This is a genomic window from Micromonospora aurantiaca ATCC 27029 (assembly GCF_000145235.1).
Lineage (GTDB): Bacteria > Actinomycetota > Actinomycetes > Mycobacteriales > Micromonosporaceae > Micromonospora > Micromonospora aurantiaca.
Map to the genome: position 1 here is coordinate 2,977,440 of NC_014391.1, position 13,210 is coordinate 2,990,649.

The 13,210-nt window shown below is 75.3% G+C and carries 11 protein-coding genes; 3 read left to right on the forward strand and 8 right to left on the reverse strand.

What is annotated here, in order from left to right:
- Positions 1–48: 48 nt before the first annotated feature.
- The 8 genes from MICAU_RS13035 to MICAU_RS13070 form a co-directional block, all read right to left on the reverse strand.
- Entirely contained in the window at positions 49–1,146 is a 1,098-nt protein-coding gene (locus MICAU_RS13035; RefSeq protein ID WP_013285777.1) for an acyl-CoA dehydrogenase family protein, read from the reverse strand.
- Complete coding sequence (locus tag MICAU_RS13040; RefSeq protein ID WP_013285778.1) at positions 1,139–2,299, reverse strand: acyl-CoA dehydrogenase family protein; 1,161 nt, start codon at positions 2,297–2,299, stop codon at positions 1,139–1,141. The genes MICAU_RS13035 and MICAU_RS13040 overlap by 8 nt, the downstream gene beginning before the upstream one ends.
- Positions 2,296–2,550 (reverse strand): phosphopantetheine-binding protein, encoded by a 255-nt coding sequence (locus MICAU_RS13045; RefSeq protein ID WP_013285779.1) that lies wholly within the window; start codon positions 2,548–2,550, stop codon positions 2,296–2,298. Before MICAU_RS13045 ends, MICAU_RS13040 begins: the two co-directional genes overlap by 4 nt.
- Before the next feature lie 4 nt (positions 2,551–2,554).
- Positions 2,555–3,802 (reverse strand): type III PLP-dependent enzyme domain-containing protein, encoded by a 1,248-nt coding sequence (locus MICAU_RS13050; RefSeq protein ID WP_013285780.1) that lies wholly within the window; start codon positions 3,800–3,802, stop codon positions 2,555–2,557.
- Positions 3,795–5,294 (reverse strand): class I adenylate-forming enzyme family protein, encoded by a 1,500-nt coding sequence (locus MICAU_RS13055; protein ID WP_013285781.1) that lies wholly within the window; start codon positions 5,292–5,294, stop codon positions 3,795–3,797. Before MICAU_RS13055 ends, MICAU_RS13050 begins: the two co-directional genes overlap by 8 nt.
- Complete coding sequence (locus tag MICAU_RS13060; RefSeq protein WP_013285782.1) at positions 5,291–6,535, reverse strand: acyl carrier protein; 1,245 nt, start codon at positions 6,533–6,535, stop codon at positions 5,291–5,293. Before MICAU_RS13060 ends, MICAU_RS13055 begins: the two co-directional genes overlap by 4 nt.
- Positions 6,536–6,611: 76 nt before the next feature.
- The gene (locus tag MICAU_RS13065; protein WP_013285783.1) at positions 6,612–7,832 is read right to left on the reverse strand and encodes an inositol-3-phosphate synthase; all 1,221 of its coding nucleotides are present in this window, start codon (positions 7,830–7,832) and stop codon (positions 6,612–6,614) included.
- 39 nt (positions 7,833–7,871) lie between these two features.
- Positions 7,872–9,146, reverse strand: coding sequence for a DegT/DnrJ/EryC1/StrS family aminotransferase (locus tag MICAU_RS13070; protein ID WP_244879757.1), 1,275 nt, complete (start codon positions 9,144–9,146; stop codon positions 7,872–7,874).
- 105 nt (positions 9,147–9,251) lie between these two features.
- Between MICAU_RS13070 and MICAU_RS13075 the strand changes: the two genes are divergently transcribed.
- The 3 genes from MICAU_RS13075 to MICAU_RS13085 are packed head-to-tail and all read left to right on the forward strand — an operon-like array spanning position 9,252 to position 13,200.
- On the forward strand, positions 9,252–10,472 hold the full coding sequence (locus MICAU_RS13075) for a glycosyltransferase (protein ID WP_013285785.1): 1,221 nt from the start codon (positions 9,252–9,254) through the stop codon (positions 10,470–10,472).
- Between the two features lie 14 nt (positions 10,473–10,486).
- Positions 10,487–11,926, forward strand: a complete 1,440-nt coding sequence (locus tag MICAU_RS13080) for a condensation domain-containing protein (protein WP_013285786.1) — start codon at positions 10,487–10,489, stop codon at positions 11,924–11,926.
- A 38-nt stretch (positions 11,927–11,964) separates the two neighbouring features.
- Positions 11,965–13,200, forward strand: a complete 1,236-nt coding sequence (locus MICAU_RS13085) for an MFS transporter (protein WP_013285787.1) — start codon at positions 11,965–11,967, stop codon at positions 13,198–13,200.
- The last annotated feature ends 10 nt before the right edge of the window (positions 13,201–13,210 follow it).

Consider the following 13,210-nt stretch of genomic DNA (forward strand, 5'->3'; position numbering starts at 1 on the left):
GCTGTCGTCGATCGGTCTTCCGGCGCCACCGCGCGCGGGACGCCGCGCTCAGGTCACCGCGCCCACCAGCTCGTCGGCGTGGTCGGCGATGCCGGCGAGCATCGCGCCGATGGCGCCACCGGCGATGCCGAACATGGCCGCCTCGGTGCGCAGCTGCGCCTCCCCGCCGTCGCGGAACGCGTCCGCGCCGCGCAGGCGCACCGCCTCGGCGGCGACCCGGTCCACGGTCTCGGCGGCGCTGACCTTGAGCAGCATCCCGGTGACCGCGGACGGGACGGCCGCCGGCGCGTCCAGCAGCGGCGCGCACAGCGCGTCGAGCTGGTGCGTGGCGACCAGGCACCGGGCGTACCGCTCGCGGACCGCCGGGCGGTCCCACAGCGTGCCCGTCCCGGCCGGCCGCCGCCGCAGCCAGTCGTGCAGGCCGGCCAGCATCCGGTGGCACATCGCCCGGGCCCACAGCGCTCCGGCGACCCGTTCGACGCCGACCTGCCGGGCGAACCCGGCCAGCGCCCGGCCGGGGCGGCCCAGCACGGCGTCCGGGTCGAGCGCGACGCCGGCGAAGCGCAGGTGGCCCGCGCCGGACCCGGCGAACGCCCGGCCGGCGGACTCGGCAGTCACGCCGGGCGCGGCGGCGGGCACCAGCACCCAGCAGAAGCTGGTGAAGTGCCGCGCCTCGCGGTGCCGGGCCAGCACCAGCGCCGCATCGCAGCTCGTCGCGTTGGTGATCCAGTCCTTGCCGCCGTCCAGGACGGCGCCGTCGTCGCCGGGCTTCACCCCGGTCGTGGCGTCGAGCAGGTCCGAGCCCGACCCGGCGGCGTCGGTGACGGCCAGCGCCACCACCGTCTCGCCGCGCAGCATCCCGCGTCGCGCGGTCTCCGCCGGGCCGGTCGCGCCGGCCAGCAGCGGCAGCACTGTGGCGACCTGGACGCAGACCGACAGCGTCACGCCGAGCGGGCACCGGGCGTCCAGCTCGGTGAGCAGCGCCGACAGCCGCCGGGGGTCCGGCTGGACGCCGTCCGGGTAGAGCGCCTCGATGATCCCGGCGACGCCCAGCGCGCGCCACACGGCGCCGGAGTCGGTGGGGTCCACCCCGGACAGGGCCGCCCGCACCGCGGCGTCGTCCCCGGCGGGCGTCGGCTCAGGCAAGACGCACCCCCGGGTCGCGCAGCGACAGCGCCCCGTTGGCCAGGCGCAGCCGGTCGTTGGCGTAGTTCAGCGAGGCCGAGCGCAGATCCCGGAAGGTGCGCTCCAGCGTCAGCGGCGAGTCGGTCAGGTAGCCGTGGCGCAGGCCGGTCAGCTCGACCAGCTCGTCGGCGGCGGCGAAGGACTCCTCGGCCGCCCGGATCTTCAACGTGTTGAGCAGCAGTTGCACCGGCGCCGCCGACATGTCCGGCGCGTCGGTGACCACCGAGACGGTGTGCCGCAGCAGCGCGTGCGCCGCGTCCAGCCGGGCGCGGATGCCGGCCAGCCGGAGCAGCACCAGCTCGGAGGAGGGGGCGAACTGCCGCCGTCCCGCCTCGCTGCGGGCGTGCCGCAGCACCCGGCCGTACGCCCCGGCCGCCGCCCCGATCCAGGCCGCCGACCAGCCCACGTGCGCCAGCGGCGCGAAGACCCGGGTGGCGATCTCCCGGAACCCGCCGTGCTCGCCGATGACCTGCCACTGCGGCACCGCGCCGCGCAGCCGCATCGGGACGCTGTGCGTGGCCCGCATGCCCAGCGGGCGCCACCCGCCGGTCACCTCGATCTCCACCTGCTCCCGGTCGGCGTAGACCAGGTCCACCTGGGCGGCGGAGCCGGCGCCCGGCGCGCGGGTGGTGATGAGGAAGGCGTCCGCGTACGGGCCGCCTGTCACGATCGGGGCCTGACGGTCGATCCGCAGCATCTCGCCGTCGTGCTCCAGCGCCGACTCGGAGGTCAGCAGGTGGCCGCCCTTGCCGGCCTCGGTGGTGACCGAGCCGAGATACCGCTCGCCCCGGGCCACCGCCGGCAGCACCTCGGCACGCAGCTTCTCCCCGCCGTACGCGGTGATCGCGGCGACCTGCTGGCAGTGCATGGCGAAGACCATCGCCACCGACATGTCCACCCGGCCCAGCGTCAGCGTGACGTCGACCAGGTCCGGCAGTGTGCCGCCGGCGCCGCCCTCGGCGGCCGGGACCAGCAGTCCCAGCAGCCCGGTACGGCGCATGGCGGCCAGCGCCTCGGTGGGGAAGGCGGCGTTCTCGTCGGCCTGGCGGGCGTGCTCCGTCGCGATGTCGGCGACGGTCTCGACGGCCGGGGCGTACCCGGCGGCCGCGGTCATCGGGAACCACCGCCGACCGGGGTGCGCAGCTCCTCGACCACGCTCCACAGTCCACCGGCGGTGGCGAAGGTGGAGTCGACCAGCTTGTCGTCGGGCACGGCGACCCCGAACGTGTCCTCGATGGCGAACAGCAGCTCGATCTCGCGCATGGAGTCCAGGCCGAGGTCGCGCAGGCGGGCGTCCTCGGTGATCTCGTCCGGCCCGGCGAACTTGAGGAACGGGCGGAGCAGTTCGGTGAATTCGGCGTTCATGACGTCACCTTTCTTCTCGGGGTTCGGCAGTGGCGCCCGGCGCGTCGACCGGGTGCCGCGTCAGGGTCAGCCGGGACGTCTCGACGACGCGGTCGCCGTCGCAGACGACCTCGACCGGCGCGGGGTGGCCGAGGAAGGCCAGCAGGCTCGCCGAGAGCCCGTACGCCCCGACGTTCGGCACGGCGAGCACGTCGCCCGGCCGTACGTCGGGCAGGTTCGCGGCGCGGGCCCAGGTGTCCAGCGGCGTGCACAGCGGCCCGGCGACGATCGCGGCCTCCAGCGGCGCGCCGTCGCGGCCGTCGGCGGCGTGCAGGGCGGGTACGAGCGGCGGCAGCCGGCGCAGGCCGGACATCCCGCCGAGGTGGTTGATGCCTGACTCCAGCACCACCACCGGCGTGCCCTGCGACCGCTTGACGTCCAGCACGCGGGTCAGCAGCGTGCCGGCGGTGGCGGTGAGGAACCGCCCCGACTCGAAGGCCACCTCGGGGGTGCCGTCGCGCCAGGCGGGGAAGAGGTCGTCCAGCGCCGTGGCGACCCGGTCGGCGAGGCCGGTCAGGTCCGCGTTGTGGCCGGGCCGGGCGAACGGCGCGCCGAAGCCGCCGCCGAGGTCGAGCAGGGTGAGGTCGATGCCGAGCAGGTCCCGCAGCCGCCGGGCGGTACGCGCCGCCGCGGTGAACTGGGCCACCAGCGCGTCCACCGAGTCGACGTTGCTGCCGGTGTAGAGGTGGAATCCGCGTACCGGGGCCGACGGGCGGGAGCGGAACCGCTGCGGTTCCTGCTCGATCCAGTCGACGTCGGCGCCGAACTGCGACGCGACGCCGGTCATGGTCAGCCCCTGGCCCGGGTTGGGCACCCGGTCGTTCACGCGCAGCAGGCAGTGCACTTCGACGCCGTGCGCGGCGGCGATCCGGTCGGCCTGGTCGAGGCCGGCCGGCGAGTCGACGGAGAACCAGCGGACCCCGGCGCGTACCGCCCCGGCCACCTCGGCGTCGCGCTTGCCGGGTCCGGTGTAGAGCATCCGGTCGCCCGGAACGCCGGCCCGCAGCGCCGCTGCGAGTTCGCCCGGGGAGCAGATCTCGGCGTCGCAGCCGGCGGTGTGCAGCGCCGCGACCAGCGCCGGGTGCGGGTTGGCCTTGAGCGAGTAGAACAGCCGGCTGGGTGCGGGCAGCGCGGCGACCAGGGTGGCGTGGCTGGCGCGTACCCGGGCCAGGTCGTAGCGGTACGCGGGGGTGTCGAAGGGCAGGTCAGCCACGGTGCTCACCCGCCAGCCGGGCCAGCGCCCGCCGGTCCACCTTGCCGTTGCCGGTCAGCGGCAGGTCGGGCAGCACGACGCAGCGCGCCGGCACCTTCATCTCCTCCAGCTGTTCCCGCAGCCGGCGCAGCACGTCGGCGGGGGTCAGCTCGGCCACCACGAACAGCGTCGCGCCGTCGCGGCCGTCGGCCGGCGGCAGCACCCCGGCCGCGTCCACGCCGTCGACCCGGTACGCGGCGGCCTCCACCTCGGTGGCGCTGACCCGGGTGCCCTTCTCCTTGTAGACGTCGTCGCGCCGGCCGGCGAAGTGGACGTACCCGTCGGCGTCCACGTGACCGTGGTCGCCGGTGTGCAGCTGCGGGAACAGCCCGTGGGCGCGGCGGAAGCGCTGCGCTGTCAGTTCGGGCCGCCGCCAGTAGCCGGCCATCACGTGCGGGCCGCGTACCACCAGCTCGCCGCGGACGCCCGGTGGCTGACGCCGCCCTGCGGCGTCGACTGTGAAGATCTCGGTGCCTGGTAGCGCCCGCCCGCAGGCGCCGGGCCGGCGCAGGTCGGCGTCCGGCGGCATGATCGCCGCGCGTTTGCACTCGGTGAGGCCGAACATCAGCTGGACGCTCAGGCCGGGCAGCAGCCGGCGCAGGCCGGCCAGCACCTCCGGCGGCATGGCCGCGCCGGTGTTGGTGAGCAGGCGCAGCGGCGGGCGCGGCGCGCCGGCCCGGCCGAGCAGCCGCAGCAGGTTGATCGCGAGCGACGGTACGCAGGGCAGCACCGTGGCGCCGGACTCGACGAGGGTCGCCAGCAGGCGGCCACCGGTGTCCCCGGGATCACCGAGGCGCAGCCGGGCGCCGGCCACGGTGCTGAGGAAGATCTGGTAGAGGCCGTAGTCGAACGACGGCGGCAGCAGGACGTGCACCACGTCGTCGGGCCGGTAGCGCAGCTCCGACTGGATCGCCCGGACCGCGAACGTGACCTGGGCGTGCGTGGACACCACGGCCTTCGGCATGCCGGTGCTGCCGGAGGTGTAGATCAGGCAGACCGGGTCGACAGCGAGCGGGGCCGGACCGGCGGGCGCGCCGCCGATGGCCACGCCGGACGCGGCGCGGCGCGCCTCGGCCGCGCCGCGCACCGGGACGCCGCGGGCGCGGGACAGGCCGGTCAGGACCGGGTCGTCGGTGAGGACCAGGCCCGGCTCGGCGTCGTCGAGCACGTGGGCGAGGGCGACCTCGGGGGCCGGCGTCCGGAGGACGACGAAGACCGCGCCGGCCCGGGCGACCGCGTACAGCAGCGCCGGCAGGGCCGCGTCGGCGGGCAGCGCCACCAGCACCCGGTCGCCGCGCCGGACGCCCTGCCCGCGCAGCCAGCCGGCCAGGCGCAGGCTGTCGGCCCGCACCTGACGGTACGTGAACTCGACGGTCCCGTCCCCGACGGCGGGCGCGTCGGGGCGCGCGCCGGCGGTGCGGTCCAGCAGGTCGTGCAGCAGTTCGGTACTCATCGGGCACCTCCGGTGGCGGCGCCGAACATGGCGCACAGGGAGCCGACGTCGCGCAGGTCGGCCGCTGACAGCGCGGTGGCCGGCACCTCGACGCCGAGCCGGCGTTCGACCCGGTCGATGACGTCGACCAGCCGGAACGAGTCGAAGCCGGGCAGTTCCCGGAGCACGTCGGTGGTGCGCAGGGCCGAGCCGTCCAGGTCCAGGGTGTCGCCGAGCGCGCCGAGCACCGCCGCGCGTACCCCGTCGTCACCGGCCCTCTCCGGCGCGGGCGGCGCGGCGGCGTCGCCGGTCGTGCCGGGCGGCCCGGCGATCGACTCCAGCGCGGCCAGGTGGTCGGCGATCAGCTCGCCGAGCGCGTCCGCCAGTTCCGGCGCGGCCGGCCGGCCCGCCTGGGCCCGCCGCAGCGCCACGTAGCTGCGCGTGGCGAGTTGCTGCCAGCGCGCGGCCTGCCCGGCCAGCGCGGCGGCGGCCTCCGGCGCGACCGCGGCGAGCCAGCGTTCGTGCAGGTCGCGGGCGCGGGCCAGCAGCCAGACGTCGAGGACGAAGCGGTGCAGCCCGGCCACGGTGTCCAGGGCGGCGCCGGTGCGGGTCAGGTAGTTGTCGATCTCCGGGCGGGCCCGGCCGGCCCGGGCGGCGTTGCCGGCGAGCATGGCGGGCACGTCGATCTCCGGGGCCGGGTGCGCCGTCACTGCCAGGGTGTGCGCGCCGCCGGCCAGCGCCGTGTCGAACGCGGCGGCGGGCAGCCGCCACACGCCGGGACGCGCGGGGCCCCAGGCGGTGTCGTTGTGGTACGCGTCGACCACTGTGACCTCGTCCGGCGCGGCGGCCGTGACGAGGAAGCTGTGCCGCATGTGTTCGTGTTCGTGGTAGGGGCACCAGGGCAGGTTGTACGCGTCGGCGGTGACGTAGAGCGGCTGGCCGGGCGCGCACAGCCGCCGCACCTGCGGGCCGTCGAGCTGCATCCACCGGCCCTCGACCCGCAGGCCCAGCAGGTCGACCGCCTCGGCGGCCCGGTCGTCCGAGGTCGCCTCGACTGTGACCAGGCCGTCCTGGTCCCGGGTGCGGAACCCGTACCGGGCGCCGAGGGCGAGGTGGCTGCCGGACCCGTTCGCATGGTCGGCCAGCAGGGCGAAGCTCGTCTGGAGACAGTCCAGCGCGGTCGCGTGCAGGCCGGTCAGGATCGGCGTCCACACCGGATCCGTGGTCGGCCGGTCCGGCGCGTTCGGGACGTGGTGGGACATGGGGGACTCCTCGATGCGGGTACGTGGGGCGGGGCCGCCGGCGCGGAGGGTGCCGCGCCGGCGGCCGGTACGAAGGTCAGCTGCCGGCGCGGCCGTCCAGACCGTTGGCCCAGGAGGCGAGCGCCTGCGCCTGCTCGGCCAGCGCGTGCTCGTCGGTGCCGATCGGGTCCTTGAAGAAGAACCCCAGCTCCTCGATCGGGCCGACGTGGCCGGCCCGGTGCGCCGCGGCGGTCAGCCGGGCCAGGTCGAGCACGAGCGGGGCGGCCAGCGTGGAGTCCACCCCGCTCCAGGTCAGCTGCATGGACATCCGGACGCCCAGGAACCCCTCGAACGAGACGTGGTCCCAGGCGGTCTTGTGGTCGCCCAGGTCCGGCACGTTGTCGATGTGCAGCGGGGCCGTGACGTCCTCACCCAGCAGCGCGGGCAGCACGCCCGACTTCGAGCTGAGCTTGCTGCGGGCGTTGCGCGGATCCTCCAGCGTCGCGCCGTCGCCGCCGCCGAGCAGGTTCACCCCGGCCCAGGAGAGCACGTGCAGGGCGCGGGAGGTGAACATCGGCGCCAGGGCGGTACGCAGCAGCGTCTCCCCGGTCTTGCCGTCGGAGCCGGCGAACGGCACGCGCTCCCGCTGCGCCATCATCTCCAGCGCGGGCAGCCGGGCGCCGGTGGACGGGGTGAAGTCGACGAAGCCGCAACCGGCCTGGAACGCCGCGTACGCGACCACCGAGCTGGCCGGCAGCGCCTTGTCGTCCGGGTCGGCCATGGCGCGGGTCAGCGCGTCCAGGTCGTCGTACTCGGGCCGGTGGTCGGCCGGCGGCTCGGTCGAGGACACGTTGATGACGACGACCCGGGACAGCCCGTAACGGCTGCGGAACTCCTCGATGTCGCCGGCCAGCCGGTCGACCACCTCGGCCAGCGGTGCGGTCTCGGTACGCGCGTCGTACCCGGTGCGCAGGTTCTGCTCAACCTCGGGCAGGCTGCCGCGCACGGCCGCCAGCACCGGCGCCGGGATGACCCCGGAGTCGACGAGCGACTCGGCCTTCTTCTCCAGCGGCGTGTCGACGATGTCGTGCCCGCCGACCACCAGGTCGTTCCAGCTCGCCAGCGGCGCGTCGCGCAGCATGCCGGTGTCGGTGACGCAGCCGGTCGAGTCGGCCATGCCGGCGCGCAGCGCCAGCAGACCGGTGATCGCGGTGGTGGCGACCGAACCGCGGGCGCCGTTGAGCCACACGCCGACGGGCGCGTCCGTGTCGGGGGACGGGGTCGGGGCGTGCGAGGTCTCGCGTTGGGTGACGGTCACGGGAAGACTCCTTCTCTGGGTGCGCCGGGACGGCGCGGTTCAGCGGGTGAGCACCTTGGTGACGGCGGCGGCGATGTCCTCCATGTCCTGTTCGGCGCCGAGGAAGGTGCTGTGGTGTGTCTGGACGGTGTGGGCGGCGAGCCACTCGGTGTTCGGGTACGTGCGCTCCCGGTGGATCGCCGCGAAGCGTTCGGCCAGCGGCGCGAGCAGCGGCTTCGTCCACGGCTGGAGCAGCCGGCTGCGGTGCAGCGGCTCGTCGGTGCAGTAGAACCGCCGGCTCAGCTCGGCGGTGAGCGCGGCGGCCACGGCGGCGTTGTCCATGCCGGCCGGGAACTGGTCGAAGACGATCGTGCCCTCGTAGATCGAGATGCGCGTCTGCCCCGCCGCGGGTCGCAGCAGCCGTACGCCGTCCAGGCCGTCCAGCAGCTCGCCGAGCAGCCGGTAGTTGTGGTTGCGTACCTCGTGCTGCTCGTCGAGGGTGGTCAGTTGCGCGCAGGCCACTGCGGCGGAGAACTCGTCCAGGCAGAAGTTGGCCCCCTGCACACCGGCGCTCTCCTCCAGGTCCAGTTCCCCCGGGGGCGTCCGGTCGCCGCGGTAGCGGCGCGAGTCGGCCCGCAGCTCCTGGAGCACCGGCGCGAGCGTGTCGTCGTCGGTGACCACGGCCCCGCCCTCACCGCAGGTGAGTACCTTGCCGTGCTGGAAGCTGAAGCAGCCGAGCCGGCCGAGCGAGCCGGCTTGACGGCCCTGCCAGGTGGCGCCGTGGGCCTGCGCGCAGTCCTCCACGACGGAGATGCCGCGCGGCCTCGTGACCGCGTCGAGCGCCGGCACGTCGGCCATGTTGGAGGCCCAGTGCACGGCGACCACGGCACGCGGGTCCACCGACAGGTCGAGGTCGTCCGGCCCGACGCAGCCGGTGTCACGGTCGACGTCGACGAGCACCGGGACCAGGCCGGCGCGCAGCGCGGCGGTCGCGGAGGCGGTCCAGGTCAGCGCCGGTACGAGCACCGTCTCGCCGTAGCCGAGGCCGAGTGACTCCAGGGCCACCACCAGGGCGCTCGACCCGTGGTCGACGGGTACGCAGTGGCGGGTGCCGACGTAGCGGGCGAAGTCGGCCGCGAAGCGGCGCTCGAACAGGACGGCGTCGCCGACCGACGGGCTGCTGATCGCCCACCGGCCGCCGGTCAGCACCGCGGAGAGGTTGCCGGCGGCGTCCGGCGCGGGGATCGGCCAGCGTGGCCATGGACGGTCGGGCGGGCGGACCGGCCGGCCACCGTCCACGGCGAGCCGCCGGTCGAGAGGGATGGAGGTCGTCATGCCTTCGACCTTGATGCTCATCGATACATCAGCGGTACACACGCGATAGCCGGGACGGCCGGAGCCGTGTATCGGTGTTGTATCCCGGTGGTCGAACCTCGGGGTATGAGCCGATCCGCATCGCCCGTGGGCGAACCGACCGAACCTCGCGCCGTCGCGCGTGGCGTCTCCGTCGTCATCCCGGTCAAGGACCGGGTGGCGGAGATGCGCCGCCAGCTCCGCAGCCTGCGCGACGCCGCCCCGAACTGCCCGGAGCCGGTGGAGGTGGTGGTCGTCGACGACTCGGCGCCGGCCGCGGCCGCCGCGCACCGCGCCGCCTGCGCCGAGTACGGCGCCCGCTACGTGCGCGGCCCCCGGCACGTCGGGGCCAAACGGAACCTGGGCGTCCGGCACGCCCGCTACGACCTGCTGCTGTTCACCGACTCCGACTGCCGGGTGCCGGCCGATCTGATCACCCGGTACGCGGCCCGGCTGCGCGCCTCCGGCGAGGAGGTCGCCGGCGTCACCGGCCCGGTGGTCGTCGAGCCCGGCGACAGCGCGTTCTTCCGCGTGATGCGCCGCTCGCACCTGCTGCTCGGCGACCTGACCCGGCCGCTGCACTACGAGCGCGTGTCCTGGGGCGCCGGGGCGAACATGGCCCTGAAGCGCTCCGTCTTCGAGGCGGTCGGCGGATTCCCGGAGGACTCCCCGATGCCGCTGGGCGGGGAGGACCTGCACCTCGGGCTGCTGCTCACCGACGCCGGCTACGCGCTGCTCACCGACCCGGGCGGGGTGATCACCCACGACACCGGCGTCGCCGACACGTTCCGCGCGGTCGCCTACCGGTTCACCACGTACGGGCGCTCCGAGCAGTGGCTCTGCCTCGCCCACCCGCACCGGCGCCGGTTCGTGCTCAACACCGCCAGCACGCTCGCGGTGACCGCCCTGGCCGGGCTGCTCACCGCCCGGCGCAGCGGAGGGCGCAGTCTGCTCGCGGTACCGGCCGTCGCGGCCGCCGTGATCGCCGCGAAGACACCCGGCCGGCTCGGCGGTGACCGGGGACCGCGCGCGGTGGCCGAGTCGATGGCCTGCGCGGCGATCGAGACGCTGTTCGACGGGGCCGCGTTCGTCACCTCGCTCCGGCTCGGCCGCCCCGACCTGCTCTTCACCGGCTTCCGCGCGCCGGACGAGGCGGACTACCAGCCGGACGAGGCGGATTACCAGCCGGACGGGACGGACTGCCAGCCGGACGGGACGGACTACCGGCCGGACGGGGCGGACCGCCGGCCGGACGAGGTGGACCGGCGACCGGTCCCGCCGGTGGCCGCGCCGCCGGTGGCGGCCTGACGGGGGGAGTCGCAGTGCCGACGACGTTTCCGCTGGCCCCCGGCCAGCAGATGATGTGGGAGTTCATGACCGCGCTCGACCCGGCCCGTCCCGGTGCCGCCCGGCTCGTGGTGGTGGAGTTCCGCCGGCTGCGGGGCACCCTGCGGGTCGACGTGCTGCGGCAGGCGATGCAGGACGTGGTGGACCGGCACGACGCGCTGCGGATGCGGTTCGACCGCATCGGAGTGGAGCCCGAGGTGCGGATCCTGCCGCACGTGGAGTCGCCGCTGGAGTACGTCGACCTGTCCGGCCTGCCGCCGGCTGAGCAGCAGGCCCGCGTCGAGCGGATCGCGTACGCGCACCGCAACGACGAGTTCGACCCCGGCCGGGCGCCGCTGTGGCGGGCCGCCCTGGTCCGGCTCTCCGAGACCGAGCACGTGCTCGCGCTCTGCTTCTTCCACATGGTCTCCGACGGCTGGTCGTGCCGCGTCGTGGTGGAGGACCTGTGCCACGCGTACGCGGCCCGGCTCGGCGCGGCCGATCCGCAGCCGCCGCTGGGCGTGGACCACACCGCACTCGCCGCGCTCCAGGAGGCGGAGCAGGCCGGGAACGGCGTCGACGCCGCCGCCCGGGCCGCGTACTGGCGGGACCGGCTGCGGCCGGTGGAGCCGTACCAGTTGTTCCCGGCGTCGCCACCGGCGCCGGACGTCGCGCTCAGCGCGGAGGTGGCCACCCGCTTCGCGTTCCCGCCCGAGGTCACCGCGCGGCTGCGCCCGGCCGCCCGGCGGGCCCGCACCAGCCCGTACGTGCTGCTGCTCGCCGCCTACCTGGTGCTGCTGTCGCGGCGGGCCGGCCGGCCCCGGGTGGTGCTGGGCACCACCACGCTGGGCCGGGAGAGCCCGCTGTCGCGGCAACTCGTCGGCCAGTTCACCAACAACGTCTACCTGCCCGTCGCGGTCGCGGCGGACGCGCCGATGAGCGCGGTGGTAGACGCCGCGCACGCCTCGCTGGCCGAGGCCGTCGCGCACGCCACCGCGTTCCACCGGCTGGCCCGGGCGGTCCGCCCCGACTTCGCGGCGATCCGCCCCTGGCCGGACAACCACCTGTTCGACGCCTGGTTCCAGTCCGCCGCGTCGGCGTCGCCGGTGCTGCACTGCCCGGGGCTGCGGGTGGAGCCGGTCGACATCACCGCCCGGCCCGCGCCCGGCACACCGCCGCCGGTGGTCGCCGCCGACGTGCCGCCCGAATGCCTGCCCGTCTGGGTCAAGCGGGGCTCACCGATCGTCGTGGTGGACGACGACCGGGCCGGCGGCGTGGTGATCCGCAACCGGGGTGTCTTCGGCGACGACCTCGTCCGCGGGCTCATCGACGACTACGTCGCGGTGGTCTCGGCGCTCGTCACCGACCCCGGGACCACCCCGGCGGAGGTACACCTTCCTGACGGTGCGTGCTTCCTCGACCACGCGATCGGGTAGGAGTTCCGACGGACCGATCGGAGAGAGGTACGACGACCATGACGGACACCTCGACGAACCAGCACACGACGGAGCAGCCCGCGCCGCCGGTGCCACGCTCGGCCGTACGGGCCCGCTGGTCGGTGGCGCTGCTCTTCGTCATCATGGGCCTGGCCATCGGCGGGTGGTCGGCCCGCGTGCCGGAGGTGCGGGACGCGGTAGGCGTCGGCAACACCGGCTGGGGCCTGGCCAACATCGCCACGAACGCCGGGGAGCTGGTCTCCCTGGTCGTGGTGGCGGTGCTGATCAGCCGGATCAACACCCGCCGGCTGGCGCTGGCCGGGGCGGCGCTGATCCTGGTCAACGCGCCGCTGCTGGCCGCGTCCACCACAGTGGTGGCGCTTGTCGGCGGGCTGGCGGTCTGGGGCTTCGCGGCGAACCTGCTGGCCACGCCGATGAACGCCCAGTCGGTCGAGGTGCAGAAGCGCTACGGGCGGCCCATCCTGTCCACCTTCCACGCCGGCTTCAGCATCGGCATGCTGGCCGGTGGCCTGTGCGGCACCGGCGCCGCGGCGATCGGGATGTCCCCGTCGGCGCAGATGGCTGTCACCAGCGTCCTGCTGGGAGCGCTGCTGGTCGGTACGCACCGCTGGCTGCCTGACACGCCCCGGCAGGAGACGAAGGACGGCGAGGACCGGCGGCGGCTGCGCGACCGGTTCACCCCGCAGTTGCTGCTGCTCGCGGTGATCGCGTTCCTCGCCTCGTTCATCGAGATGGCCGGCGCACAGTGGAGCGCGCTGTACGCGACCGAGGTCGCGGGCGCTGCCGCGGTGCTCGCCGCGGCCACGTACACCTGCCTGTCGCTGGCCGCCACCGTCGCCCGGCTGTTCGGCGACCGGCTGGCCGGCCGGTTCGGACGGATCCGCTTCGTCCGGCTGTCCGCGCTCGTCGCCACCGCCGGCGTGGCGCTGCCGGTGGCGTACCCCCATCCGGCCGCGGTGATGGCCGGCTTCGGACTGCTCGGCTTCGGCCTGGCGTGCGTGACCCCGACGGTGCTCGGCTTCGCCGGCGAGCAGCCCGGCCTCACCTCGGGTGAGGGCGTCTCGGTGGTGGCGATGGGCCAGTGGCCGGGCGCGTTGCTCGCGGCGCCGGTGATCGGCCTGCTCGCCGGCGCCCTGGACCTGCGCAGCGCGTTCGTGGTGGTGGCCGTGATGGCGGTCGCCGTGGTGGCGCTGATCGGGCGGGTCCGGGCGACGGCGCTGCCCGGCGAGAGCCCGGTCCCGCCCCGGCCGTGACGGCCGGGGC

What these genes read in the sequence shown, in the direction of transcription:
- MICAU_RS13040 (WP_013285778.1), bottom strand. Translation starts at nt 2,299, where the DNA reads ATGACCGCGGCCGCCGGGTACGCCCCGGCCGTCGAGACCGTCGCCGAC.
- MICAU_RS13045 (WP_013285779.1), bottom strand. Translation starts at nt 2,550, where the DNA reads ATGAACGCCGAATTCACCGAACTGCTCCGCCCGTTCCTCAAGTTCGCC.
- MICAU_RS13055 (WP_013285781.1), bottom strand. Translation starts at nt 5,294, where the DNA reads ATGAGTACCGAACTGCTGCACGACCTGCTGGACCGCACCGCCGGCGCG.
- MICAU_RS13060 (WP_013285782.1), bottom strand. Translation starts at nt 6,535, where the DNA reads ATGTCCCACCACGTCCCGAACGCGCCGGACCGGCCGACCACGGATCCG.
- MICAU_RS13070 (WP_244879757.1), bottom strand. Translation starts at nt 9,146, where the DNA reads ATGACGACCTCCATCCCTCTCGACCGGCGGCTCGCCGTGGACGGTGGC.
- MICAU_RS13075 (WP_013285785.1), top strand. Translation starts at nt 9,252, where the DNA reads ATGAGCCGATCCGCATCGCCCGTGGGCGAACCGACCGAACCTCGCGCC.
- MICAU_RS13085 (WP_013285787.1), top strand. Translation starts at nt 11,965, where the DNA reads ATGACGGACACCTCGACGAACCAGCACACGACGGAGCAGCCCGCGCCG.